Origin of the sequence: Actinoallomurus liliacearum (genome assembly GCF_039542035.1) — a bacterium.
GTDB classification, from domain to species: Bacteria; Actinomycetota; Actinomycetes; order Streptosporangiales; family Streptosporangiaceae; genus Actinoallomurus; species Actinoallomurus liliacearum.
Genome location: NZ_BAABHJ010000023.1, coordinates 403810 through 427655, shown reverse-complemented (window position 1 = coordinate 427655; position 23846 = coordinate 403810). Strand labels below are relative to the sequence as shown.

Below are 23846 nucleotides of genomic sequence, written 5' to 3'. Positions count from 1 at the left end.
CGTGTTCCGCCAAGTGCTGGATCCCGTCGCACATTCCCTCGCCTGGAGTTCGCTGGTCGCCGCGCTGCCGCTGCTGACGCTGTTCGTGCTGCTCGGCGTCGTACGGATGCGGGCGTGGACCGCCTCCCTGACAGCCCTCGCCGTCGCGCTGCTCGTGGCGGTCTGGACGTACGGCATGCCGGTCGGCCAGGCGGTCCTGGCCGGGACCGAAGGGGCGGCGTTCGGGTTCTTCCCGATCCTGTGGATCGTGATCAACGCGATCTGGGTCTACACGATGACCGTGCAGACCGGGCACTTCGACGTGCTGCGGCGATCGTTCGCGCGGGTCAGCGACGACCAGCGGATCCAGGCGATCATCATCGCGTTCTCGTTCGGCGCGCTGCTGGAGGCGCTCGCGGGGTTCGGCACGCCGGTGGCGGTCACCTCGGTCATGCTGATCGCGCTGGGGTTCCGGCCGCTGAAGGCGGCGGTGCTGGCGCTGACCGCGAACACCGCGCCGGTCGCCTTCGGGGCGATGGCCACCCCGATCCTCACGCTCGGGAAGGTGACGTCGCAGTCGAGTGACACGCTCGGCGCGATGGTCGGGCGGCAGACGCCGATCCTCGCGCTGTTCGTGCCGCTCGTGCTGGTGAGCATCGTCGACGGGCGCCGGGGCCTGCGGCAGACCTGGCCGGTCGCGCTGGTCTGCGGGGTGGCGTTCGCGGTCGCGCAGTACGCCACGTCGAACTTCGTGTCGGTTCCGCTGGCGGACGTGGTGGCCTCGCTGGTGTCCGTGGCGGCGGTGGTCGCGATGGTGCGGCCGCGACTGCGTCCGAGCGGCCCGGCGGTCGTGGCGGGCGGCGCGGCGGACGAGCCGACGCCGGAGTTCGCCGAGCGGGTGGCCCGCCCGGACGACCGCCGGGAGGTCCTGCGCGCCTACCTGCCGTACGCGACGATCATCGCGGTGTTCGTCGTCTGCCAGATCACGGCGGTCAAGAACGCCCTCGGCGAGGCGACTCAGACGGTGCGGTGGCCCGGTCTGCACCTGAAGAGCGCGGCGGGTGGAACGCTTTCCCTGCCGACCTTCACGCTGAACTACCTGACGTCTCCGGGCACCCAGATGCTGGCCGCCGGACTGCTCACCATGATCATTTTGCGGATGTCGGTCCGCGGCGCGCTGCGCGCCTATCGCGACACCCTGGTGCAGCTGCGGTGGGCGATTCTCACCGTCATGCTCGTCCTGGCGCTGGCGTTCGTGATGAACGCCTCGGGACAGACGATCACCTTGGGCACCTGGATGGCGGGTGCCGGGGGATTCTTCGCGTTCCTGTCCCCCATCCTCGGCTGGCTCGGGACCGCGGTGACCGGCTCCGACACCTCATCGAACTCCCTGTTCGGCGCCCTGCAGGTGGCCGCCGCGGGCCGGGCCGACCTGTCTCCGGTGCTCCTGGCGGCCGCCAACAGCTCCGGCGGCGTGCTCGGCAAAATGGTCTCCCCGCAGAACCTGGCGATCGCCGCGGCGGCGGTCGGACTGGACGGCCGGGAGGGCGACATCTTCCGCCGAGTGATCATTTGGGGTTTGATCTTTCTCGCCGGTATGTGCGTGCTGGCCCTTTTGCAGGCCAGCGCCATTCTGTCGTGGATGGTGCCCTGACGAACGGTCATCGCCGCGGTAATTCTCGGTCCCGACCTGCTTTGCTATCTTTTGTCCCCTGCAAACGATCGACGCGAGGCTGCGACTCGCCCGCGTACAGGCACCGAACCGGGATGATCAATGCCAGCGAGCCACCGCTCCCATCGACGGAAGAAGGCCGGGAACACCGTTCGTCTCGGCATCGCGGGCGGTGTCACCGGCGTCGTCGGAGTGGCCGCCGTGGCCGGATTGATCTTCGCCGTCCGGTCGCACGAGAACCACGCCCAGCACGGTCCGGGCACCGTGGCGGCGGCCAGGACCGACGCCGCCGCGGCGGGGACCGCGCACGGACGGACCCTGGCCCAGCTCAAGCCCGGCCCGAAGCTCGACCTCACCACCCCGGACGGCTACACCTACTCGATCGCCGCGGTGGAGTCCGGCACCGCCGACAAGCCGCTCGCCGGGACCAGAACACCGCCGCCGGACGGCGCGACGCTCGCCTACGTCGACTACGTCATCACCAACACCGGCACCCGGCCCGCTCTGCTCGACTTCCCGGCCGACCTGTTCGTCAAGCGCTCGGTCCTGCCGGCGAGCGTCGCGAGCACGGGCCGGTGCATGCCCCAGCCCGGCGCTCCGACGGACATGTGCACGCTGCCCGACACGACGCAGGTCGTCGACACCCTCGGGTTCCCTGCGCCCCGGTCTCAGGACGGCGACCAGTTCATCCCCGCGGGCGCGAGCTACCTGGTCAGGGTCGCCACCGACCTGGGCGTGGACAAGGGCGCCCAGCGGGACGACCTCGGGCTGTACGTCTGGAACCCGCGCTTCGTCACCGACCGGCAGGCCGTGAAGGTGGAGTTCCCGCCGGCCGCCGGGTCCTGAGAAGCCTCGCCTCGCCGCCTCGTCACAGGCGGTCGGGGTGCGGGGTGCCCGCGCCGCGGAGCAGGGTGTCCACGACGAGCGTGGCGAGGGCGTCGGCGTCCATCCCGTCCGTGTTCTGTGCGGCCTGGTGGATGAGGGCGTAGTAGACGCGGCGGGTCCACGGGATGTCGACGTCCGCGCGCATGACGCCCGCCTCCCGGGCCCGGCGGAACAACCGCTCGCACGTGTCCCGCACCTCGCTGTGGAGGCGCGCCACCTCCGGGTTGGCCGAGGATGCCTGGCTCATCGCGAATCCCCAGCCGGCCTTGACGCCGAGGACGTTCGCGGTCGTCTGGTAGAGGGCGACCAGCGGCGGAGCCGTGTCCGGATGGGCGGCGTCCACCGCCGCGGCGAACCGCTGGGTGGCCCACACGGCCAGGGCGTCGATGAGCGCCTCGCGGGTGGCGAAGCGCCGGTGCACGGTGGTGCGGGCGACACCGGCGGCTTCGGCGATCTGCTCCATCGTGGCCGCGGGATCGCGGCTGAGGGTCCGCTCGGCCGCCTCCAGGATCGCCGTCATCGTCCGCTCGGCGTCCGCGCGTAGCGGCCGAGCGCCGGCGGATGTCGACTGCCGCGGTGACTTCATGGAGAAAGCATACGGCAGCGTCACGGTTCACGGCGTACTTGCATCATTTGTGTTGCAGGTTGTAGCTTCACCGCGTCCCCATTGATGCGACTAGCGACGCCTCCCGGAAGGTTGGAACACGTGGAGTACACCCGCCTCGGCCGCAGCGGCCTCTCGGTGTCCCGGCTCGTCCTCGGCACCATGAACTTCGGATCCCGAACGTCCGAAGAGGACAGCCACGCGATCATGGACCGGGCGCACGAGCACGGCATCAACTTCTTCGACACCGCCGACTCTTACGGCGAAGGCGCCACCGAGGAGATTCTGGGCCGGTGGTTCGCCCAGGGCGGCGGCCGGCGCGACAGGACCGTTCTCGCCACGAAGGTCTACCTCCCGACGGGAGACCGGCCCAACGAGGGCGGCCTGTCCGCGCTGCACATCCGGCGCGCCGTCGAGGCGTCGCTCAAGCGCCTACGGACCGACCACATCGACCTGTACCAGATGCACCACATCGACCGGAGCGCGCCGTGGGAGGAGATCTGGGAGGCGTTCGGCGTCCTGCGCCAGCAGGGCAAGGTGCTGTATTTCGGCTCGTCCAACTTCGCCGGCTGGCACATCGCGCAGGCCCAGGAGGCCGCGCGGTCCCGGCACTTCCTCGGGCTGGTCAGCGAACAGTCGATCTACAACCTGATGTCACGCTGGGTCGAGCTGGAGGTGCTGCCCGCCGCACGGGCGTACGGGCTGGGCGTGATCCCGTACTCGCCGCTGCACGGCGGGGTGCTCAGCGGCGTCCTGCGCAAGCAGCGTGAGGGCGGCGCCGTCCGCAGCGGCTCGGGCATCTGGGCCGCCGCGTTCGCCGAGCAGCGGGACTCCGTCGAGGCGTACGAGAAGCTGTGCGCCGAGCTCGGCGAGGACCCGGCCCACGTCGGGCTCGCGTGGCTGCTCGCGCAGGACGGCGTCACCGGACCGATCATCGGCCCGCGGACGACCGAGCAGCTCGACGGCTCCCTGCGCGCACTGCGGATCACGCTCGACGACGACACCCTCGCCAGGCTGGACGAGCTCTTCCCGCCGCCGGCCCCCAACGGCGCCAAGCCCGCGCCCGAGGCGTACGCCTGGTGACCACGACCCGGCGCTGATCGCCGCCGCACCCAGGTGATCAGCACCCGGCGTGCTTTGGACGGGCGGATCGCTCCCGACCTTTGAACCGGCTGAGAGTTGCATGAAAAAGCGGTGCGTGACCGTCCGCCCCGGTTCGCGCAGGTCCGAGCGCCGGTACCGTCGGATCGTGCGCATTCTGGTCGTGGACGATGAACCCGCCGTCCGAGAGTCGCTCGCCAGCAGCCTCGCGTTCGAGGACTACGAGGTCGAGACCGCCGTGGACGGGCTGGACGCCCTGGAGAGGCTCGACGCCGTCAAGCCCGACCTGATCCTGCTCGACATCCTCATGCCCCGCCTCGACGGCCTGACCACCTGCCGCCGGCTGCGCGCCCGCGGGGAGACCGTACCGGTCCTCATGCTCACCGCGCGGGACACCATCGGCGACCGGGTCACCGGCCTGGACGCCGGGGCCGACGACTACCTCGTCAAGCCGTTCGAACTGGACGAACTGCTGGCCCGGGTCCGCGCGCTGCTGCGGCGCAGCGCGCTCACCACCCGGCCGGCGGAGGAGCCCGGAGACGTCCTGGAGTACGCCGGCGTGCGGATGAACACGCTGACGCGGGAGGTCACCCGGGACGACCAGGCACTCGGCCTGACCCGTACGGAGTACACCCTGCTGGAGATGTTCCTGTCGCACCCGCGTCAGGTGCTCACCCGCGAACAGATCCTCGAGACGGTCTGGGGCTTCGACTTCGAGCCCGCCTCCAACTCCCTCGACGTCTACGTGATGTACCTGCGGCGCAAGATGGGCGAGCCCCGGCTCATCCACACCGTGCGCGGTGTCGGGTACGTCCTGCGCGAAGCATGATCTCCCGGTTGTCGCTGCGGACCCGGCTGGCCGTGCTGACGAGCCTCGCCGTGGCGGTGGCGGTCGCGGCCTGCGCCATCGGGTGCTGGTTCATCGTCCGCCGGCAGCTCGTCGAACAGCTCGACCAGTCCCTGTCCAGTCCCCGGTCCGGGTTCGGCGGCGGGCCGCCGGGCGGCCAGGGCGGTCCGCCACGTCGGGACTCCGGCCCCGTCACCGACATCTGCACCCAGCCGGCCCGCAACGGCACCGACCGGTTCCGCGACTTCCTGCCCACCATGCAGGTCGTACGGGCCGACGGCACCACCTGCGACCCTCAGGACACCACCGACCCGCTCGTGCCGGCGACCAGCGACGTCGACGTAGCGAAGGGCTTGCGCGATCTGGTCCGCCGCGACGGCCGTACCCAGAGCGGCACCCCGATGCGGGTCTTCACCCACCGCGACCCGAGCAGCGGGGTCGCGGTGTCGATCGCCAAGCCCCTCGACCCGATCAACGAGAAGCTCGACAGCCTCGCCGTGCTCCTGGTCATCGTCTCCGCCGTCGGGGTCGTCGGCGCCGCCACCGCCGGCCTGCTCATCGCCCGCGCCGGGCTGCGCCCCGTCGACCGGCTCACCGCCGCCGTCGAGCACATCGCCCGCACCGAGGACCTGGCCACCACGATCCCGGCCGACGGCCACGACGAGATCGCGCGGCTGAGCCGGTCGTTCAACAGCATGACCCGCGCGCTCGCCAGCGCGCGCGAACGCCAGCAGCAGCTCATCGTCGACGCCGGGCACGAGCTGCGCACGCCGCTGACCAGCCTGCGCACCACCGTCGACCTGATGCTGCGCAGCGAGACGACCGGTCGGCCGCTGCCCACCGCGGACAAGCAGAAGCTCCTCGGCAACGTCAAGGCACAACTGGTCGAGCTCACCCACCTCGTCGGCGACCTGCTCGATCTGTCCCGGTCGGAGTCCGCCGCCGACGCCCACGTCGTGGAGGAGGTCGCCCTGCACGAGGCCGTCGACAACGCCCTGCGCCGGGCGCGGCTGCGCGGCCCCGGCCTGCGCATCGAGGCGGACGTCTCTCCCTGGTACGTCCGCGGGCACGCCGCCTCCCTCGAGCGCGCGGTGGTGAACCTCCTCGACAACGCCGTGAAGTTCAGCCCACCGGACGGCACCATCGCCGTGCGGCTGAACGGCGGCGAGCTGACCGTACGCGACCAGGGGCCGGGCATCCCGCCCGAGGACCTGCCGTACGTCTTCGACCGCTTCTGGCGCTCCCCGTCCGCCCGTGGACTGCCCGGGTCAGGGCTGGGCCTGGCGATCGTCGCCCGAGCCGTCGCGGAGGCGGGAGGCGAGGTCCGGCTGGGGCCCGCGGAGAGCGGCGGGACCCTGGCGTGGCTCCGCCTGCCGGGGGCCGCGACGTCGCCACAGCGCCCGGAGCTGAGCCGCGACGAGCCGCGGATCGGCGTCGGCGAGGCAGGCGGCCGCCCCGGCGGCGAAGACGCTGGTGGCCGGGGCTAGCGGGACGACGACCAGCAGCAACGCGCGCGGATGGCCGGCCGCCACCCGGCGCACGCGCTCGCCGTGGGGCTGCCCGAGGACGACGCAGTCCGGGTCGGCGACGACGGTCGAGACCTCGATCTCCGCGGGCGTCAGCTCGGCCAGCCGCGCGGCGTCGACTCCGGGGCCGATGACGAGCACCCGGAACACGGCGACGTCGTCTCCGTGTCCCCCGCGCCTCGCCCGCGTTGTCGCGTCCGTTCCGCCCGAGTGCACCGGCACGTCCGCGTTCCCCGAGTACGGCGTCATGTCCGCCCCCTTTCGCCCTGATTTCAGGGTGCCGTCCGATGCTCAGGCCGCCGTTTGCGAACGATGAGAGATGGATGAGAGCCGGTTTCTCATCCCCCCTTAACAGACGGCTCAGGCGGCTCCCACGATGAGTGGCGAGCTTTGTCTCCATGACCGAGCTGACGACCTCCGTGGAGCCCCCGGGGTCCGGGCCGGCGCACGGCGCTGCCGTACGTTCCCGGCTCAGCCTCATGGGGCCTCCCCCGGGACTCACCGACGAAGACCCCCGCGACCCGCTCGTCGAGGTCGCCATTCCCGTCTACAACGAACAGCACGTGCTCGCGGCCAGCGTGCGCCGGCTGCACACCTACCTTCGCGCGACCTTCCCGTACCGCTTCGTCATCACGATCGCCGACAACGCGAGCACCGACGGAACCTGGGACGTCGCCCAGCGGCTGGCGGTGGAGATCCCCGAGGTGGACGCCGTGCACCTGGACCGCAAGGGACGCGGCCGGGCCCTCCGGCACGTGTGGAGCACCAGCGTCGCCGACGTGGTCGCCTACATGGACGTGGACCTGTCCACCGATCTGCACGCGTTCCTCCCGTTGATCGCGCCGCTGGTCTCGGGCCACAGCGACCTGGCGATCGGCACCCGCCTGTCGCGCGGCTCCGCCGTCGTCCGCGGACCCAAGCGGGAGTTCATCTCCCGCACCTACAACCTGCTGCTGCGGACGACGCTCGCCGCGCGCTTCTCCGACGCGCAGTGCGGGTTCAAGGCGGGCCGTACCGAGATCGTGCGGGCCTTGCTGCCCGCCGTCGAGGACGAGGCCTGGTTCTTCGACACCGAACTCCTGCTGCTCGCGGAGCGGAACGGCCTGCGCATCCACGAGGTGCCGGTGGACTGGGTCGATGACCCCGACAGCCGCGTCGACGTCGTCCAAACGGCAGCGGACGACCTGCGCGGCATGGCCCGGGTGGCCCGCCGGGTCCTGTCCGGCGCGTTCAACGTTCCGGTCCCCCCGCGCACGCGGGAGGCACGGCTGCCGACGGGGATGCGCCGGCAGTTGCCGAGCTTCGCGGTGATCGGCGTCATCAGCACCGTCGCCCAGCTCGTGCTGTACGCGCTGCTGCGCTTCCTCATGCCGGTGGTCGCCGCGAACGTCGTGTCGTACTTCCTGGCCGCGATCGCCAACACCGCGGCGAACCGCCGGTTCACGTTCGGGGTACGGGGCCGCCGGCGGGCCGTACGGCACCAGTTGGAGGGCGGCGTCGCCTTCCTCGTGGGCCTGGCCATCAGCACCGCCGGGCTGGCCGCGCTGAACGCCGCCTCCCCGGACGCGTCCCGCCTCGTCGAGGTGGGCGCGCTGTTCGCCCTCAACCTGTTCGCCGCCGTCGTACGCTTCGTCCTGCTGCGCGCCTGGGTCTTCCACCCGCGCCGCGCCGCCGAGGGATCGGAGCCCGTCCTTCAGGAGCAGTCCCGTTGACCACCCAACTGTCCGAACCCATCGACGCCTGGCAGGCGCCGCCCGAGAGCCGGCTGAGACGTCTGGCGCTCGGTCCCGCCAAGGACCCGCGCTGGGCCCGCCCCGCGCTGTGGGCCGTCCTCGCGCTGGCCACCGCGCTGTACGGCTGGGGCCTGTCCGAGGGCGGTTACGCGAACGACTTCTACTCCGCCGCCGTCAAGAGCGGCACCCAGAGCTGGAAGGCGTTCTTCTTCGGTTCCCTGGACGCGGGGTCCTTCATCACGGTGGACAAGCCGCCGATGGCCCTGTGGGTCCAGGAGATCTTCGGCCGGATCATGGGATTCGGCACGTGGAGCCTGCTGCTGCCCGAGGTCGCCATGGGCGTCGCGGCGATCGCCGTCGTGTACGCGACCGTCCGGCGGGCCTTCGGGCCGGTCGCGGGGGTCATCGCCGCGCTGGTCATGACGCTCACGCCGATCACCGTGGCGATCAACCGGGACAACAACCCCGACACGTTGCTCGTGCTGCTGCTGGCCCTGGCCGCGTGGGCCTGCCAGCGGGCGCTGGAATCCGGGCGGCTGCGCTGGCTGCTCGCCTCGGCGTTCTTCGTCGGCTGCGGGTTCAACGCCAAGATGCTGCAGGCGTACATCCTGCTGCCCGCGCTGGCACTCGTCTACCTGCTGTTCGCCCGCGGCGGCCTGCTCCGCCGGATCGGGCACCTGCTGGCCGCCGGAGTCGTCCTCGCGGTGTCGAGCTTCTGGTGGCTGGTGATCGTCGACCTGATCCCCGCGAGCAAACGGCCCTACATCGGCGGCAGCACGGACGGCACCGCCTGGGACCTCGTCATCGGCTACAACGGCATCGGCCGGATCACCGGCAACGAGGGCGGCGGCCCGGGTGGCGGCGGGAAGATGCCGAGCGGCGGAGGCGGCCGCGGCGGACCCGGAGGCGGCGGCATGTTCGCCGGTCAGTCCGGCATCGGGCGGATGTTCAACGACGTCCTCGGCGGCCAGATCTCCTGGCTGCTGCCGCTGGCCGCGCTCGTGCTGGTGGCCGGGCTGGTCCTCTACTGGAGGCGGCCGCGCACCGACCTGGCGCGGGCGGCGCTGGTGATGTGGGGCGGCTGGCTGGCCCTGCACTTCGTGGTGTTCAGTTTCGCGAGCGGCATCATGCACCCCTACTACACGACGGCCATGGCCCCGGCGATCGCCGCCCTGACCGGCATCGGCGCCGTCGAACTCACCCGTGCCCGCCGGCGCGGCGGGGCCTGGCCCTGGATCCTGCCCCTGGGCGTCGCGGCGACCGGTGCCTGGGCCTTCGTCCTCCTGGGGCGTACACCGGACTGGAACCCGTGGCTGGCCTGGGTGATCGCGGGTCTCACCGTGGTCGCGGTGGTCGGCCTGCTCGCCACGCGCCTGGGCCCCGGCGCCCTCGCCCGCTTCGGTGTCCTGGCGGCCGTCGTCGGCCTGGTGGCCGGGCTCGCCGGGCCGGCGGCCTTCGCGGTCTCCGCCGCCGGCAGCCACGCGAACGGCAGCAACCCGACGGCCGGCCCGAACTCCGGCGGCATGGGCTTCCCAGGGGGTATGCGCGGCGGAATGCCGGGCGGCGGACAACTGCCCGCCGCCATCAGGGAGCGGATGGCGGAGAACGGCGGCTTCCCCGGCGGTGGCTTCCCCGGCGGGTTCCCCGGTGGCGGATCCCCCGGCGGTGAGGCACGCGGCAACGCTCCCGGCGGCCGGGCGTCGGGTGGCCAGGGCGGCGGTCCCGGCCAGGGCGGCGGCCCGGGCATGGGCGGGGAGGCGAGCTCGCAGATGATCTCGTACCTGGAGAAGAACCAGGGCGGCGCCACCTGGCTCGTCGCGGTCAGCAACTCGCAGAGCGCGGCCTCGATCATCCTGCAGACCGGCAAGCCGGTGATCTCCATGTTCGGCTTCGGCGGCAGCGACCGCGCCATGACGGCGCAGAAGCTCCAGGAACTGGTCAAGGCCGGGAAGCTGCACTACGTGATGACCGGTGGCGGCTTCGGCGGACGCGGCGGCCCCGGCGGCGGCGACTCCGAGGTGACCTCGTGGGTCACCAAGAACTGCACCGCCGTCAAGGCCACGGAGTACGGCGGCTCCGCGCAGAGCACCGAGTCCTCCCTCTACCGCTGCGGCTGAAAGACCTCACGGGCCCGGCACCCTCCCCGCGCCGGGCCCGCGACCGCGGCACCGCCGCACCGCCGGCCGGTCGTCCTGCCCGGCCGCGGTCGGCCGCACGCGACGGAATGATGAGGGTCCGCGGGGGAGCCGCAGACCGCGGCTCTGTAGGCCGAGTCCAGGGCAGCGCCGGCGCTCCCCGTCTGTCGAGCTAGGCGAGAAGGCGCTCCGCGACGAGCAGGGCGCCGATCACGATCATCGCGATGCCTGAGCAGCGGGTCACCGCGTGGGCGACGGCCGGGCGCGTTCGCAGCACCGTCCGCGCGGCGGTGCTCACGCCCGTGTAGACGGCGGCGCAGTTGGCGGTGTGCACCAGGCCCAACAGCGCGATCTGGGCTGCGAACGGCCAGGCGGCGTTGTGGGCGGCGAACTGCGGTAGGAGGGCCAGGAACAGCAGCAGAGCCTTCGGGTTCAGGCCGCTGATGCCGACGCCCTTGGCCGTTCTCCTCCCCCACGAGCCCGCGTCCTGGTCCACGGCGGCCTGGGGTGCCGAGGGGCGGACCACCGTCGTGATCCCGAGCCAGACCAGGTACACCGCGCCGACCGTCGTCAGCGCGGTCAGCAGCATGGGCGAGCGGGCGACCAGCGCGGCCACTCCGGCCGCGACCACAGCGGTCAGCGCCAGGTAGCCGACCAGCAGACCGCCGACGGCGGGTAGGAACGTCCGGTCACGCAGTCCGGCTGCGATCGCGTAGGCCCAGTCCGCGCCCGGGACCAGCACCAGCAGGATGGACACCGCCCAGAACGCGGCGACGCTGCCGATCGCCATGGTTCGCCCCCTTTCGCTTCCTCGAGGGGAAGACTAGGCCGGATCGCCGAGAATGTGCTTCCAACCTTTTCCCGTATATCCGGCCGTAGTGGAAGAATTTCCCTCATGGACGACGTGGACCGGAAGATCCTGGCCGAGCTGCAGCGTGACGGCCGCCTGACCCTCACCGAACTCGCCGAACGGGTTCGTCTCAGCATCTCTCCGTGCCACCGCCGCCTACGGGCCCTGGAGCGCTCCGGCGCGATCACCGGCTACCACGCGCGGCTCGACGCCGGGGCCCTGGGCCTGACCTTCGAGGCTTTGGTCTTCGTCACCATGCGCTACGAGGACCGCGAGACCGTCGCCGCCTTCGAGCAGGCCCTCGCCGAGATCCCCAACGTCCTCCAGGCGCAACGCCTGTTCGGCGACCCCGACTACCTGCTGCGCGTCGTCGCCCGTGACCTGGCCGCCTACCGCCGGCTGTACGACGAGCGTCTTGCGACGCTGCCCGGTGTCCAGCGCCTCAGCTCCACCCTGGTCATGAAGAGCGTCGTGGAGACGCGCCCCCTACCCCTGTGACCCAGGCCCCGTCTCGATCGAAGAGAAGCACGCCCTGCCAGAGCGCCGCGCCCCATCAACGGACCAAGGGCTCGGTGTCCGAGTCATCCAGCCGGGATCGAGCATCGACGCCGCCGTTGACATTCCAGACCCGGCAAATCGGTCATCTGTCTGTCAACATCGGCGGCCACGTGACCAGGGCGGCGCGACCTCCCCGCCCCAGGGCACCCCGACGCTCGGCAAAGGACGGCGACGGACGGCGATCCGTCCCTTTCCTCCCGGTCTCTGGTCGCGTTCGCCGAGCCTTTCGCACGCTCCGGCTCCGTGCCATCGAGTCCGGCTACGGTCGGCTGTCCGCAAAACGACGCGTTCCGGCGCCGAGGGTCCATCGCGTCCCCTGACGAGGCGAGGGCCAGGGCCACGAGTGCGCGTTGATGACCGCTCTGGTCAGCTCTTCCGTATCAACGGCTTCGACCAGTCGCCATCCGACCGACATGTTCACGAGCGCCCACCACACTCCGGTCCGTCGGCCGAACCAGAACACCAGGCCCGGAAATCGGCGTCGCAGCACTGCGGCCGAATCGGCCCTCACCACCTCTCGCCTGGTGCCGCGTCCCGCTTCTTGATGTACTCGGCGATCCGAGCCGCCGCGCCCGCCGGGTCGTCGGCAGCATGGAGGGCCCGGTCGTCGCGCTGCCAGACGAACGACTCCCCCGAAGGATCGATCTGGATCCATACCTTGCGGCTCGCCAAGCCTCCTCGTACTGATATCGCCGGGCGCGCATCGCTCAGCCCGACGTTCACTCCGAGCTTCGCGAGTTCCCGGCACAGATTCACCAGTGCCGTCAAAGCTTGATTGCGGTCTATCTCATTCACTTATGTCTCTTTCGCTGTGTTCCGATCCACTTCTGGACGGGGATAAGGCATCGTGATCGCACGACGCCGTGGATGATCACGCCGAGAACCAATCACTCAACGTGTCAAACTGACTGCGGACCGGAACTTACGCACGCACAAGCACCGGGACTTTCACTTCCGAGTGAAAGTCGCCGACGCAATAAGGACGCACACTGAGAGAGCAGATAAGGCCACAGCGGCAAAACCCCCGAAATCACCCGAGGAGCGCGCATGCGCGACGAGCAATCGGCGGGCGGGCGCATCGCGACCTTCCGAAAGCTCAAAGGTTGGTCTCAGCGCAAACTCGCCGACCGCGCAGGTGTCTCCTACAGCCTGCTGACGAAGGTCGAGGCCGGGCACAAGCCGGCCACTCCAGCGTTGATCAGTGCGGTCGCCCGTGCTCTCAGCCTGAACGTTTCGCAGATCACCGGGCAGCCGTACGCGCCGGACACCCCGACGGACGTAGAGGTCTTCGAGCACATCGCCGTCCTGCGCCGAGAAGTCGCCGCGTACGACCTGCCTCCGACTCAAGATGATCGACCCAGGCTGCTCACCGACTTGCGCTCCGCCGTCACGGAACTGGCTGATCTTCGGCACGGGGTCAATCTCCTGAAGCTCGGTGAGAAGCTCCCGAATGTCCTGAGGGATCTGCGGCTCGCGGCTCACCGCTACGAGGAACACGAGAAAGAAGAGGTCTACAAGCTGCTGGCCGAGACCTACGCCGCGGCCGGCCAGCTGACCTACAAGATGGGCTATGCCGACCTCTCGTCCATCACCACGGATCGTTATCAGTGGGCCGCCGCGCAGTCCGGTGATCCCCTCGCCGTACACATCGGCGAATATCTGCGCGCCGGTGAGCTCATGGTCGCCGGCGACACGGCCTCGGCCGCTGCGCTGATGAACGCTTCACTTGACCGACTCGAACCCGAACTGGGTGACCGGCGCGGCGACGGGTGGGAACCTGTGTGGGCGGTGTGGGGCAATCTTCACCTTAAGGCGGCACTCGTCGCGGCCCGTTCCGGCCGACCGGACGCGAAGCCGAGCACCTGGCAGCACTTCGAGCAGGCCAAGGAGGCCGCCGAGCAGATCGGCCATGACCGTGACGACTACCGGTTGTTCTTCGGGCCGACCAATGTCGACATCTGGAGTGTCGCCTTGGCCGTCGAACTCTGCGACGACGCAGCCGCCATCAGCACGGCGAAGAACATCCACCTCCCGGACAGCGCTCCCAGAGAGCGTCGCTCCCACCATTTCATCGACGTGGCCCGCGCCCACGTGTGGCGCAACGATCCGGAAGGCGCACTTCGGTGCCTCTTCCGAGCCCGCGAGATCTCGCCGCAACACACCCGCTTCCACCCGCAGGTGCGCGAGACGACCTACGCGCTGGGCCGCATCGAGCGACGCACCAACCCATCACTGAGATCATTCGCGAATTGGCTCGGCATGGATGACTGACGATGCTTCCTCCAGCGCAGTCATATGGAGTACGGGATGAGTGAATCGCCCGCCGAGGATGCCTGGCTCAACGCACTGGCCGACGAAGCCGAGTTGGAGGGCACGGAAGGCTCCGTCTCGATCGATGAGATGCGCGCCAAGCTTGCAGCGGCGCTAACGGGCTCGTCGCCGTGATCATTGGCGGATGCTGCTCATAGAACGCAGTATTCGCAGGGGATCACGCGGTGCGGTTACCTACGGAAGCCGATGTCGGTCCAGATCGGGTCACTCAGGCCGAAGGCGCCCCAGTTGGCGAGAGAACTCCGGACCGGGACGATCTGGGGGCGCTGGTACAGCGGAAGTGAGTGCGTCTCGTCCCAGATCATCCGGTCTGCCGCGTTCGCCGCGCGCCGGGCATGGTCCGGGTCGAGGTCCCCGACGGCCTCGGCGAGTCTCCGGTCGAGCCGTGCGGAGCCGATGCGGGCGAGGTTCTGCTGGACGGCGCCCCCACGCGGCCGGGCGTACACCGACTCCAGGTTCGAGATGGGGTACGGCGTGCCGTGCCAGGTGAACGGGGCGATGTCGAAGGCGCCGGGCAGGAGGTACCGGTCGAAGAAGTCGCCGTCGGGCACCGGATGGAGCAGCAGGCGCACGCCGACGCGGCGCAGCATCGCCTGGATCAGTTCTCCGCTCTGCCGGCTCGTCGTCGCGCTCTCCGGGAAGACGAAGCGCAGGGTGAGCGACCGGCCGTTCTTCCGGCGCGCCTCCCCGGCGGGCGTCCAGCCCGCCCGGTCCAGCAGCCGCCGGGCCTCGGCGGGGTCGTACGCTCCCGCTCTTCCGGCGTTGTCCTGGTACCCGCGCTGAGTGTCGACGTACACGTGGTCGTTCATGACCTCCGGCCGTCCCGGGAGACCGTGCAGCGCCGACCGGGCGACGGTGGGACGGTCGATGGCCATCGCGACCGCCCGGCGCACCTCTGGAGCCGAGAGGATCGGTCCGGCGCCGTTGAAGGTGAGCTGGGTGAAGTCCGGTCCGGCCGCCCGGCGCACCACCACCCCAGAGGTTCCCTGGAGACGTGCGTACGCGGCGGCGTCCGGCCCGGCGTCGAAGCCGTCGATCTCGCCGCCGAGCAGGGCGCCGGGCATGGCGTCGCGGGCGAGGTACCGGAAGACGATCCGGTCGAGCTTCGCGCGGCTCCCCCACCAGGCGGGATCCCGGACGATCGAGACCGTCTGCGCGGTCCGGTCGATGCGTTCCAGCCGGAACGGGCCCGCGGTGACCGGGAGCCGGTTCAGCCACGCATGGTCCCAGCGCTCCGGCGTGCCGATCGTCTTGGCCGGATAGAGCGGGCTGAACAGCTCGGGCCACTCGCCGAACGGCCGGGCGAAGGTGACCACGACCTGCCGGTCCCCGGTGCCGCGCTCGACGCTCCGGATCCGGTCGTACCCGGTGGACGTGGCGATCGAGAAGGCCGGGTTCTTGCCGCGGGTCGCCCGCCAGAGCGCCTGGAAGTCGCGGTAGCCGATCGGCGTGCCGTCGGACCAGCGGGCCTTCGGGGCGATGTCGTAGACGACGACCTGGCGCGGCCTCGTACGGGCGACCCTGACGCGGGCGAGGTAGTCCGGGTTCGGGTGCACCGTGCCGGTGGCGTCGGCGCGGAACAGCCACGGCAGCGTCGCGCGCAGCACCGTGACCGCGTCGAGGTTCGGCCCGCCGAGGTGCCAGTAGTTCCACTGGGTGCGGAACTCCCCGGCCGCCAGCCGCAGGGTGCCGCCGTCCCGGACCGCGTCGCGCGGCACCGGGCCGATGTCGTACGGGGCGAGCGCGGACGGCCCGCCGGGGCGGGTGCCGCCACAGCCGACGAGGGTGATCAGGACGGCGGCGCTCAGCGCCACCCGCACGAGGGTCATCCGCGCTCCCGGAGCGAAGGGGGACCCAGCAGGCCGGTGCCGGCCAGGTCGACGGCGAGCAGGAGGAGGATCAGCAGGCCCACCGGAGGCAGGAACAGCCAGGGGAAGACCGTCGCCGAGGAGGTTCCGTCGGCGAGGAGCGTGCCGAGGGAGACGTCCGGTGGGCGGACGCCGAACCCGAAGTAGGACAGGCCGGACTCCGCGACGATGGCCGTGCCGGTGTTCAGGGTCGCGTCGGCGAGCAGCAGCGACACCAAATTCGGCAGGAGATGCCGGCGGACGATCATCCAGGCGGGTGCGCCCAGCTGACGTGCCGCCAGGACGTACCCCTCCTCGCGCAGGGAGCGTGTCGCGGCCCGGACCGCTCGCGCCGTGACCGGCCACAGGAGGCCGGAGAGCAGAAGGGCGGTCCCCGCCGCGCCCACGGCGACCGGCGACGCCACCGCGGCGATCAGGAACGGCGGGAAGATCAGGAGCAGGTCGGTGCCCCACAGCAGCAGCCGGTCCGGCCATCCACCGAGGTATCCCGCCATGGCGCCGGTGACGGCCGCCAGGCTCGTGGCCCCGGACGCCACCACCAGGCCGATCACGAGGGATCGGCGCAGGGCGCGCAGCGTGACCGCGTACATGTCGCGGCCGGCCGGTGTCGTGCCGAGCCAGTGCGTCACCGACGGCGGCTCGCCGAACGCGGTCACGTCGACGCCGGTCCAGCTCCATCGGGTGAGGTACGGACCTGCGTACGCGGCCGCGCCGAGCAGGGCGAGCAGCGTCAGGCCCGCCAGCCGCCGTCCGTGTCTCATGTACGGGTCCGCGGGTCGAGGGCCGCGACGGCGAGGTCGGACAGCAGACCGGCGCCGACGACCACCGCGGCGGCGAAGCAGCAGTACGCGGCGACCGCGTTGACGTCGCCGCGGTGGACGGAGTCGATCAGCCACTCGCCCATGCCGTGCCAGGCGAACACCTTCTCGGTGCAGGCGGCGCCGGCGAGGAGGGCCGCGCACCCGTACGCCGACAGCGGGACCACCGGGATCACGGCGACGCGCAGCGCGTGCGCGGTCAGCGCCCGGCGGCGGGTCAGCCCCTTGGCGACCGCGGCCCGTACGAACGCGGCGCCGGTGGTGTCCCGCAGGGTGCCGCGAAGGTATCGGGTGAGGACCGCCGCCCGGCCGAGGGCGATGGTCAGCGTCGGGAGGATGAGGTGCCGGGCCCGCTCGGTGATCCCGCCCAGGGACCCGCCCGGCCGGCCGGGGGTGTACTCCCCCGTCCAGGCGATGATCCTCGTTCCAACCCGGGAGTTGAGCCACTGTGCCGCCGTCTCGGCGACGGTGGCCAGGACGACCACGGGGACGGCGAGGACGGTGAAGCCGCCGACCGCGATGAGGCGATCGAGGAGCGCCCGGCGGCCCGTCGCGCCGACGAGACCGAACCCGACCCCGAGGGCGTCGCCCAGGAGCACGCCGGCCAGCAGCAGGCGCAGGCTCACGCCGACCCGCCGGCCCATCTCCTCCGCCACCGGGGTGTCGTCCAGGGCGACGCCGAAGTCCCCGTGTGCGACGCCGGACGCCCAGGTGAGATAGCGCACGGGCAGGGGCGTCCGGTCGTCGGCGTTCAACCGGGCGAGCCGTGCCTCGACGGCGGCGCGCGGCGGTCGCGGACTCCGCGCCTCCAGCTCCGCCCGCGGATCGAGGGACGCCGCGGCGAGAAGGTAGGCGAGGCTGACCGCGACGGCGAGAAGGAGCACCTGACCGACTGACCTGCGCAGCAGGACGCCCGCCATGCACACCTCCTCCGCGCGCCAGAGTTATCCGACCACGTGACGTTATCGGCCGGTCACGTTACGCGCAGGGAGTCGGCGGGATGTCCGCGATGGCGGATCCGTCGGTCTTTGACGTGAAGCGGCGGGGTGGTCACCTGCCCCGCCGCGTCCTCAACTCCTACGGTCGCCGGTCTGCGGCGTGGCCACGCACGCCACCTCGACGCAGTTGCCGCCGTTGCCACTGCTGCGGGTGGACTTACGCCAGGTCGCGACCTGGACGCACGCTCCGCCGTTGCCGCTGCCCCGTGTCGACTTGCGCCAGCTCATTTCCATTGTTCGGCCACTTTCTTGATGAGGTTGATGGACGCCTGACGCGGGAGCGCCTCGGCGCGAAGCGTCTCCCACATCCGTTTCACGATCGCCAGGTCATGCGCGCTCTCCGCCAGCTGGCCGTACAGCGCGGTGTCGAGGTAGACGAACTCGTCGCCGTCCATGGTCGCGATGGCGAAGGGCCCGGCCAGGCCGGCGTACGCGCCGACGTCCTTCGGGATCACCTGGACGACGATGTCCGAGCGCGACTCGCACAGCTCGACCAGGTGCAGGAGCTGCGCACACATGACCTTCGGCCCGCCGACGGCCCGGTGCAGGACGCCCTCGTCCACCACCGCGACGAACATCGGCGGGTCGTCGCGTTCCAGGATCTGCTGCCGCTCGATCCGGGTCCGCACCTGGGCCTCGATGTCCTGCGAGGCGGGCTGGCCGCTCCTTTCGAACACCGCGCGCGCGTAGTCCGGCGTCTGCAGCAGGCCCGGGACGACGAGCGCTTCGAAGGAGTTCAGGGCCGTCGCCTGCTCTTCGACGATCCGCCACCTATCGAGCCAGTCCGGGATCAGCTCCCGCTCGACGAGCTCCTTCAGCAGCCGCCGCAGGGCCCCGCCGGTCTCAAGGGCGTCGTCACAGCGCTTGACGAAATCCACTTTCGGTTTGCGCCGCGCGGTCTCCACCATCCCGACCGCGGACTCCGAGTAATTGATCGCCTTCGCCAACTGCAACTGGCTCATCTTCCGATACTCACGCCATGACCGTAACTCAGCGGCGAAGTACTCCAGCCACGTACGGCCGTCATTGAACCTCACAGCTCCCTCACAACCGCTTCACAGACCGGGCGCGCACGCTCACGGTAACGCCGTCTTTCCTACGAGAGTACGTCTCTCCCGGTAGATGTGGGAGGTGAATCGCGCACCATAAGGAAGGCGCAAGAGATGCGAACTTCACCGCGTTCGGGCTGCATGCTCATCGCCGCCCTCCCGACCGCCGCCGGCCAGGCCCGTGCCTACACGCGATGGGCCCTTCGCAGTTGGCGACTCGACGTGCTCATCGACACCGCAGAACTGCTGGTCAGCGAGCTGGTGACGAACGCGGTGACGGCGACGGGGACCGTGACCTGCGCCGTTCGCGCCGGCCGGCGGGATGGGAAGCCATCGATCTATCTCTGCCTTTCGGCTTTCGCCGGGACGCTGCTGATCGAGGTTTGGGACAGATCTGACGACCCGCCGGACAGGCGGACCGCTTCGGACGACGATGAGAACGGCCGCGGACTGTTCCTCGTCCAGGCCCTCTCAAAGGACTGGGGATATGAATCATTACACTCGGGAGGAAAAATCGTATGGTGCGAGTGCCCCATCCTCGAGTGACGCCCGGTAAAGACCATAGGCGTCTCTGTCAATATATATCCGACTTACGGGGCACCCGCCGCGCCTGCCGCGAAGGACATCCCCCGAAAAAGCAGAGCGGCCGAGGAGTGTCCTGCTGCGGACATTCCCCGGCCACTCCCCATGGAGTCGGGCCTCAGTCGAGGAGGAAGGCGGCGACCTCGGCGCGCTGGTCGCGGGCGGGGCCGTCGAAGGCCGCCAGCCATTGGGCGCGCTTGTAGTAGCGGTGCAGCACGTGCTCCCACGTGAAGCCGATGCCGCCGTGCCCCTGGATGGCGTTCTCACAGGCGAAGACCGCCGCCTCGCCCGCGTGGGCCTTGGCGGCGAGGCAGGCCTGGCGCGCCATCGGGTCGTCCTCGGCGACGCACCACGCGGCCCAGTAGGCCAGCGACCGCGCCTCCTGGAGCCGTACGTAGACGTCGGACGCCTTGTGCGACACGGCCTGGTAGACGCCGATCGGCTTGCCGAACTGCTGCCGCTCCTTGGCGTAGGCGACGAGCAGGTCCAGCGCGCGCTGTGCGACGCCGACCGACTCGAGGGCCGCCGCGGCGTACGCGCGGTCACGGATCCGGCCGAGCATCTCGGCGGCCGCCTCCCCGGTCACCAGCGGGCGCGCCGGCGCACCCTCGAACCGGACGCTCGCCAGTCGGCGCGTGCCGTCCAGCCCACCGTGCGGCGTGACGACGGCGTCGGAGGCGTCGACGGCGTACAGCCCGTCGGTGGCCGTCACGACGAACAGGTCGACCACCGCGCCGTCCGGGACGAGGACCTTCTGACCCGTGAGCCGCCCGTCGGACACCGACGCGCCGGCCGGGTCCAGCAGCCCCTGGCGCATGCCCGGCTCCGCCCACGCGAGCGTGGCGGTCAGCCGGCCGTCCGCGACCTGCTTGGCGGCCTCGTCGTCCAGCGCGGGAGCGGCCAGGACGGTCGTGGTGAAGTACGGTGCGGCGAGCGGCCGGTAGCCGGTCTCCTCCAGCAGCACGGCCTGGTCGAGGAAGGTCAGTTCGGCGTCGAGCCAGCCCATCTCGGCGAGCTTCGGCCAGACCTCGGCGTCGACGCCGGTCTCGGAGTCGGCGAGCTGCGCGAGGCGGACGTCGTCGTAGCGGTCGGCGAGGAACTCACGGGCGAAGCCGCGCAGTTGCTCCTGCTCTTCGGAGAACGCGAAATCCATGATCAACGTCCCTTCGGCAGGCCGAGGACCCGCTCGGCGATGATGTTGCGGAGGATCTCCGAGGTGCCCGCCTCGATCGTGTTGCCCCGGGACCGCAACTGCCAGTACTGCCAGAACCCGCTCCACGGCGCGTCCTCGCCGGTGACCTGGGCGTGCAGGCCGAATACCGACTGGGCGAGCGAGGTGAGGCGCTGGTTGGCCTCGCTCCACGCGAGCTTGACGCCCGAGCCCTCCGGGCCGGGGATGCCGGTCTCCAGCAGCGTGGTGAGGGCCCGGTAGTTGGTGAAGCGCAGCGACTGCATCTCGATCCACTCGCGGGCGACCGCGTCGCGGATCAGCGGGTCGTCGGCGGGCCGCCGGCCGTCCGGCCCCTCCTCCCGTACGAGGTCGACCAGGCGGTTGACCATGCGCTCGAGCTCGGCGGACAGCGCGAAGCCCAGCGTGCCGCGCTCGTGCAGCAGCGTGGTCATGGCGACCTTCCAGCCGTCACCGGGCCGGCCGAGGATCGACTCGCGCGGCACCCGTACGTCGTCGAAGAAGATCTCGTTGAACTCCGGGTCGCCGGTGATCTGGTGCAGCGGGCGTACGGTGACGCCGGGCGCGTGCATGTCGACGATGAGGTAGGACAGGCCGGCGTGCTTGGGCGCGTCCGGGTCGGTGCGGACGACGAGGATGCACCAGTCGGCCTTGTGCGCGTAGGACGACCAGACCTTCTGCCCGTTGACCACCCAGTGGTCGCCGTCGAGGACGGCGCTCGTACGGCCGGCGGCCAGGTCCGAGCCGGAGCCGGGCTCGGAGAACCCCTGGCACCAGATCTCCTCGCCGGACAGCAGCGGTTTGAGATAACGCTGCTTCTGCTCGTCGGTGCCCCAGGCGATGATCGTGGGACCGGCCATGTTCAGGCCGATGACCCCCGGGTGACCGGGGGCGTCGGCGCGGGACAGCTCCTCCAGGTAGATGGCCTGGTACGTCGGGGACAGGCCCCGTCCGCCGTACTCCTCCGGCCAGGTGATCCCGACATAGCCGGCGGAGTAGAGCCGCCCGCCCCACGCGCGCAGCGCGTCGAAGTCGCCGCGACCCGCCTCGACCGCGCGCTGCGGCGCGTTCTCCTCAAGCCACGAGCGGAGCTCCGCGCGGAACGCGGCCTCCTCGGGTGTGTCGCGAAAGTCCACGCTGCCTCCTACATGCCGATCGCCCGGCAGTAGAGCCGGGTGAGCTGTTCGACGTCGCCGTCATCGTGGGGGCGGCCGAGGACGTACCAGGTGTACGCCGTCCGGCCGATCATCGTCGCGAGCGCGACCGCCGCCGTGCGCGGCTCGACGTCGTCGGGTACGAGCCCGGCCCGCTGCCACTCACGGATGGCGCGTTCCTGACGGTCGTAGAAGACCCCCCAGGCCCGCAGATAGGTCTCGCGCATGGCCGGCGAGAACGTGGCGACCTGCTCGAAGACGGCCATCAGCCGGGCGTTCTTCCGGTACGCGCGCAGGTACGCGCGATTGGCGCTCGCGATGCGCGCGGTCGGGCCGTCCCCGTTCAGCGGCTCGGCCCGCATCACGGCGAGCAGGCCGGCCAGCATCGCGTCGATCAGCTCGGCGAAGACCGCGTCCTTGTCGGCGAAGTGGGTGTAGAAGCTGCCGTACGCGACGCCGGCCCGCTCACAGATCTCGCTGATCTTGGCATCGAGGAAGCCGCGCTCCTCGAACACCTCCCGAGCGGCCGTCAGCAACGCGGCGCGGGTGCGCTCGGCCCGCGCCTGGCGCTTCACGGGGGTCATGGCGGCCATCGTAACCGAAACCGATTCGGTTATCGACAATCCACCTTCCCCGCATCGGGCGACCGCTCAGGTGTCGGCGTCCACCAGGGCAGGCGCAGCGCGGCCGGCGCTTCGGCGAGAGCCGGCACGCCGGTCCCGCAGCGCGCCCCCGGCGAGAAGCAGGAGCCCGGTCACGGACGTGACAAACTGCGGTCGTGATCGTTAATCGGAGGGCCGTCCTCGACAGCGTCATGGGATTGTCGCTGGGGGACGCGTTCGGCCGACGGTGGTTCTTCCGGTCCGGTGCCGAGGCCTGCCGGGAGATCGCCGCGCGCCGCCTTCCCGACGTCCCGGGGTCCGACCAGGGCTTCGGGCCCGGCCAGGTGTGGCACTGGACCGACGACACCGCGATGGCCCTCAGCGTCGTGCGCGTGCTCCTGCGGCACGGAGAGATCGTCGAGGAGGAACTGGCCCGCGCGTTCGCCGACACCTACGCCGCCGATCCGGGCCGCGGGTACGGCGCCGGGATGCACGACCTGCTGCCGCAGCTGGGAGCGGAGCCGGGTGCGTGGCACACGGCGACGCGCGCGCTGTTCGACGGGCAGGGCAGCCTCGGCAACGGCGGGGCGATGAGAGCCGCTCCGCTGGGCGCCTGGTTCGGCCCCGACCTCGAGCTCACCGTCGAGCAGGCGAGGCGGTCCGCGCACGTCACCCACGCCCATCCGGAGGGCATCGCCGGTGCGATCGCGGTGGCCGTCGCCGCGGCGCTCGCCGTGGCCGGCTGGACCGACCACGAGGCCCGGTGGCGGCAGAACCCGGGCGTGCCGCCGCAGCCTCCGGTCGAGAGCGCGCTCTGGGGCGCCGACCTGCTCCGGGAGGTGGCGGCCCACACGCCCGCAGGGTCGACCCGGGACGGGATCCTGCGCGCCGCGGACCTACCGGGCGACATCCCCGCCTGGAAGGCCGCCGACATCCTCGGCAACGGGCAGCGGATCCGCGCCGACGACACGGTCCCGTTCGCCCTGTGGTGCGCGGCCCACCACCTCGGCAGCCTGACGGAGGCCCTCTGGACGACCGCCGAGGGCCTCGGCGACGTCGACACCACCTGCGCGATCACCGGCGGTGTCGTCGCCGCACGCAACGGACGCGGCGACATGGGACGCGCCGGCCCCGCCATCGCCCCCGGCGAGTGGCTCCACCTGGTCGAGACCCTCCCGGACTGGGCCTACCAGGGTCTCCGCTGACCCGGCCCGACGGCCGACAAGCCACCGGCCACGCGGTTCGGGGCAGCCCCGGCCACGCAGAAGTCTCGGAAAACGACCTCCTCCAGGCCTGGAACGCCGCGAATTGTCCGGTTCACAGGCCGGAACACACGGTCGTCGCCGAGCCTTCTGCACGACGCCG

At 71.1% G+C, this 23846-nt stretch carries 23 protein-coding genes; 12 read left to right on the top strand and 11 right to left on the bottom strand.

Annotated elements, in window-relative coordinates:
- Position 1: 1 nt before the first annotated feature.
- Positions 2–1633 (top strand): L-lactate permease, encoded by a 1632-nt coding sequence (locus tag ABD978_RS30095; protein WP_345362142.1) that lies wholly within the window; start codon positions 2–4, stop codon positions 1631–1633.
- A gap of 120 nt (positions 1634–1753) precedes the next feature.
- A complete protein-coding gene (locus ABD978_RS30090; protein WP_345362139.1) occupies positions 1754–2497 on the top strand; it encodes a hypothetical protein in 744 nt (247 codons plus the stop codon).
- Positions 2498–2519: 22 nt separating this feature from the next.
- Here ABD978_RS30090 and ABD978_RS30085 read toward each other — a convergent pair whose 3' ends face one another.
- The gene (locus ABD978_RS30085) at positions 2520–3122 is read right to left on the bottom strand and encodes a TetR/AcrR family transcriptional regulator (RefSeq protein ID WP_345362136.1); all 603 of its coding nucleotides are present in this window, start codon (positions 3120–3122) and stop codon (positions 2520–2522) included.
- A gap of 120 nt (positions 3123–3242) precedes the next feature.
- Between ABD978_RS30085 and ABD978_RS30080 the strand changes: the two genes are divergently transcribed.
- The 5 genes from ABD978_RS30080 to ABD978_RS30060 all read left to right on the top strand — a co-directional run bounded on the left by ABD978_RS30080 (position 3243) and on the right by ABD978_RS30060 (position 10464).
- On the top strand, positions 3243–4223 hold the full coding sequence (locus tag ABD978_RS30080; RefSeq protein WP_345362133.1) for an aldo/keto reductase: 981 nt from the start codon (positions 3243–3245) through the stop codon (positions 4221–4223).
- Between the two features lie 172 nt (positions 4224–4395).
- A complete protein-coding gene (locus ABD978_RS30075) occupies positions 4396–5070 on the top strand; it encodes a response regulator transcription factor (protein ID WP_425550781.1) in 675 nt (224 codons plus the stop codon).
- An 8-nt stretch (positions 5071–5078) separates the two neighbouring features.
- Positions 5079–6575 (top strand): HAMP domain-containing sensor histidine kinase, encoded by a 1497-nt coding sequence (locus ABD978_RS30070; protein WP_345362127.1) that lies wholly within the window; start codon positions 5079–5081, stop codon positions 6573–6575.
- A 437-nt stretch (positions 6576–7012) separates the two neighbouring features.
- The gene (locus tag ABD978_RS30065; RefSeq protein WP_425550777.1) at positions 7013–8326 is read left to right on the top strand and encodes a bifunctional glycosyltransferase family 2/GtrA family protein; all 1314 of its coding nucleotides are present in this window, start codon (positions 7013–7015) and stop codon (positions 8324–8326) included.
- Positions 8323–10464, top strand: a complete 2142-nt coding sequence (locus tag ABD978_RS30060) for a glycosyltransferase family 39 protein (protein WP_345362124.1) — start codon at positions 8323–8325, stop codon at positions 10462–10464. The genes ABD978_RS30065 and ABD978_RS30060 overlap by 4 nt, the downstream gene beginning before the upstream one ends.
- Before the next feature lie 190 nt (positions 10465–10654).
- Here ABD978_RS30060 and ABD978_RS30055 read toward each other — a convergent pair whose 3' ends face one another.
- The gene (locus ABD978_RS30055; RefSeq protein ID WP_345362122.1) at positions 10655–11272 is read right to left on the bottom strand and encodes a LysE family translocator; all 618 of its coding nucleotides are present in this window, start codon (positions 11270–11272) and stop codon (positions 10655–10657) included.
- A gap of 105 nt (positions 11273–11377) precedes the next feature.
- On the opposite strand from ABD978_RS30055, the gene ABD978_RS30050 reads away from it, so the two are divergent.
- A complete protein-coding gene (locus ABD978_RS30050; protein WP_345362120.1) occupies positions 11378–11830 on the top strand; it encodes an Lrp/AsnC family transcriptional regulator in 453 nt (150 codons plus the stop codon).
- Between the two features lie 567 nt (positions 11831–12397).
- On the opposite strand, the gene ABD978_RS30045 is transcribed toward ABD978_RS30050, so the two are convergent.
- Positions 12398–12562, bottom strand: coding sequence for a hypothetical protein (locus tag ABD978_RS30045; RefSeq protein ID WP_345362118.1), 165 nt, complete (start codon positions 12560–12562; stop codon positions 12398–12400).
- 375 nt (positions 12563–12937) lie between these two features.
- Here ABD978_RS30045 and ABD978_RS30040 point away from each other — a divergent pair, with 375 nt between their 5' ends.
- Together ABD978_RS30040 and ABD978_RS30035 are read left to right on the top strand one after the other, a co-directional pair.
- The gene (locus tag ABD978_RS30040; RefSeq protein WP_345362116.1) at positions 12938–14161 is read left to right on the top strand and encodes a helix-turn-helix domain-containing protein; all 1224 of its coding nucleotides are present in this window, start codon (positions 12938–12940) and stop codon (positions 14159–14161) included.
- A gap of 36 nt (positions 14162–14197) precedes the next feature.
- Positions 14198–14335, top strand: coding sequence for a hypothetical protein (locus tag ABD978_RS30035; RefSeq protein WP_345362114.1), 138 nt, complete (start codon positions 14198–14200; stop codon positions 14333–14335).
- 56 nt (positions 14336–14391) lie between these two features.
- Here ABD978_RS30035 and ABD978_RS30030 read toward each other — a convergent pair whose 3' ends face one another.
- From ABD978_RS30030 to ABD978_RS30010, 5 genes are all read right to left on the bottom strand, one after another.
- Positions 14392–16050, bottom strand: coding sequence for an ABC transporter family substrate-binding protein (locus tag ABD978_RS30030; RefSeq protein ID WP_345362111.1), 1659 nt, complete (start codon positions 16048–16050; stop codon positions 14392–14394).
- A complete protein-coding gene (locus tag ABD978_RS30025; RefSeq protein ID WP_345362108.1) occupies positions 16047–16850 on the bottom strand; it encodes an ABC transporter permease in 804 nt (267 codons plus the stop codon). Before ABD978_RS30025 ends, ABD978_RS30030 begins: the two co-directional genes overlap by 4 nt.
- Positions 16847–17827, bottom strand: coding sequence for an ABC transporter permease (locus tag ABD978_RS30020; protein ID WP_345362105.1), 981 nt, complete (start codon positions 17825–17827; stop codon positions 16847–16849). The genes ABD978_RS30025 and ABD978_RS30020 overlap by 4 nt, the downstream gene beginning before the upstream one ends.
- Positions 17828–17977: 150 nt before the next feature.
- On the bottom strand, positions 17978–18133 hold the full coding sequence (locus tag ABD978_RS30015; RefSeq protein WP_345362102.1) for a DUF397 domain-containing protein: 156 nt from the start codon (positions 18131–18133) through the stop codon (positions 17978–17980).
- On the bottom strand, positions 18130–18942 hold the full coding sequence (locus tag ABD978_RS30010) for a helix-turn-helix domain-containing protein (protein WP_345362099.1): 813 nt from the start codon (positions 18940–18942) through the stop codon (positions 18130–18132). Before ABD978_RS30010 ends, ABD978_RS30015 begins: the two co-directional genes overlap by 4 nt.
- A gap of 126 nt (positions 18943–19068) precedes the next feature.
- Between ABD978_RS30010 and ABD978_RS30005 the strand changes: the two genes are divergently transcribed.
- A complete protein-coding gene (locus tag ABD978_RS30005) occupies positions 19069–19500 on the top strand; it encodes an ATP-binding protein (protein WP_345362096.1) in 432 nt (143 codons plus the stop codon).
- 154 nt (positions 19501–19654) lie between these two features.
- Here ABD978_RS30005 and ABD978_RS30000 read toward each other — a convergent pair whose 3' ends face one another.
- From ABD978_RS30000 to ABD978_RS29990, 3 genes are read right to left on the bottom strand one after another with little or no spacing between them, the layout of a single operon-like run.
- A complete protein-coding gene (locus tag ABD978_RS30000; protein WP_345362093.1) occupies positions 19655–20689 on the bottom strand; it encodes an acyl-CoA dehydrogenase family protein in 1035 nt (344 codons plus the stop codon).
- Positions 20690–20691: 2 nt separating this feature from the next.
- The gene (locus ABD978_RS29995; protein WP_345362090.1) at positions 20692–21861 is read right to left on the bottom strand and encodes an acyl-CoA dehydrogenase family protein; all 1170 of its coding nucleotides are present in this window, start codon (positions 21859–21861) and stop codon (positions 20692–20694) included.
- Between the two features lie 8 nt (positions 21862–21869).
- Entirely contained in the window at positions 21870–22463 is a 594-nt protein-coding gene (locus ABD978_RS29990; protein WP_345362087.1) for a TetR/AcrR family transcriptional regulator, read from the bottom strand.
- A 194-nt stretch (positions 22464–22657) separates the two neighbouring features.
- On the opposite strand from ABD978_RS29990, the gene ABD978_RS29985 reads away from it, so the two are divergent.
- Positions 22658–23686, top strand: a complete 1029-nt coding sequence (locus tag ABD978_RS29985; RefSeq protein ID WP_345362084.1) for an ADP-ribosylglycohydrolase family protein — start codon at positions 22658–22660, stop codon at positions 23684–23686.
- Positions 23687–23846: the final 160 nt, after the last annotated feature.

Coding starts and splice junctions, on each gene's coding strand:
- ABD978_RS30025 (WP_345362108.1), bottom strand. CDS start 16,850: ATGAGACACGGACGGCGGCTGGCGGGCCTGACGCTGCTCGCCCTGCTC.
- ABD978_RS30030 (WP_345362111.1), bottom strand. CDS start 16,050: ATGACCCTCGTGCGGGTGGCGCTGAGCGCCGCCGTCCTGATCACCCTC.
- ABD978_RS30000 (WP_345362093.1), bottom strand. CDS start 20,689: ATGGATTTCGCGTTCTCCGAAGAGCAGGAGCAACTGCGCGGCTTCGCC.
- ABD978_RS30015 (WP_345362102.1), bottom strand. CDS start 18,133: ATGAGCTGGCGCAAGTCGACACGGGGCAGCGGCAACGGCGGAGCGTGC.
- ABD978_RS30055 (WP_345362122.1), bottom strand. CDS start 11,272: ATGGCGATCGGCAGCGTCGCCGCGTTCTGGGCGGTGTCCATCCTGCTG.
- ABD978_RS30085 (WP_345362136.1), bottom strand. CDS start 3,122: ATGAAGTCACCGCGGCAGTCGACATCCGCCGGCGCTCGGCCGCTACGC.
- ABD978_RS30090 (WP_345362139.1), top strand. CDS start 1,754: ATGCCAGCGAGCCACCGCTCCCATCGACGGAAGAAGGCCGGGAACACC.
- ABD978_RS30065 (WP_425550777.1), top strand. CDS start 7,013: ATGACCGAGCTGACGACCTCCGTGGAGCCCCCGGGGTCCGGGCCGGCG.
- ABD978_RS30040 (WP_345362116.1), top strand. CDS start 12,938: ATGCGCGACGAGCAATCGGCGGGCGGGCGCATCGCGACCTTCCGAAAG.
- ABD978_RS29990 (WP_345362087.1), bottom strand. CDS start 22,463: ATGACCCCCGTGAAGCGCCAGGCGCGGGCCGAGCGCACCCGCGCCGCG.
- ABD978_RS30050 (WP_345362120.1), top strand. CDS start 11,378: ATGGACGACGTGGACCGGAAGATCCTGGCCGAGCTGCAGCGTGACGGC.
- ABD978_RS30035 (WP_345362114.1), top strand. CDS start 14,198: ATGAGTGAATCGCCCGCCGAGGATGCCTGGCTCAACGCACTGGCCGAC.
- ABD978_RS30020 (WP_345362105.1), bottom strand. CDS start 17,827: ATGGCGGGCGTCCTGCTGCGCAGGTCAGTCGGTCAGGTGCTCCTTCTC.
- ABD978_RS30005 (WP_345362096.1), top strand. CDS start 19,069: ATGCGAACTTCACCGCGTTCGGGCTGCATGCTCATCGCCGCCCTCCCG.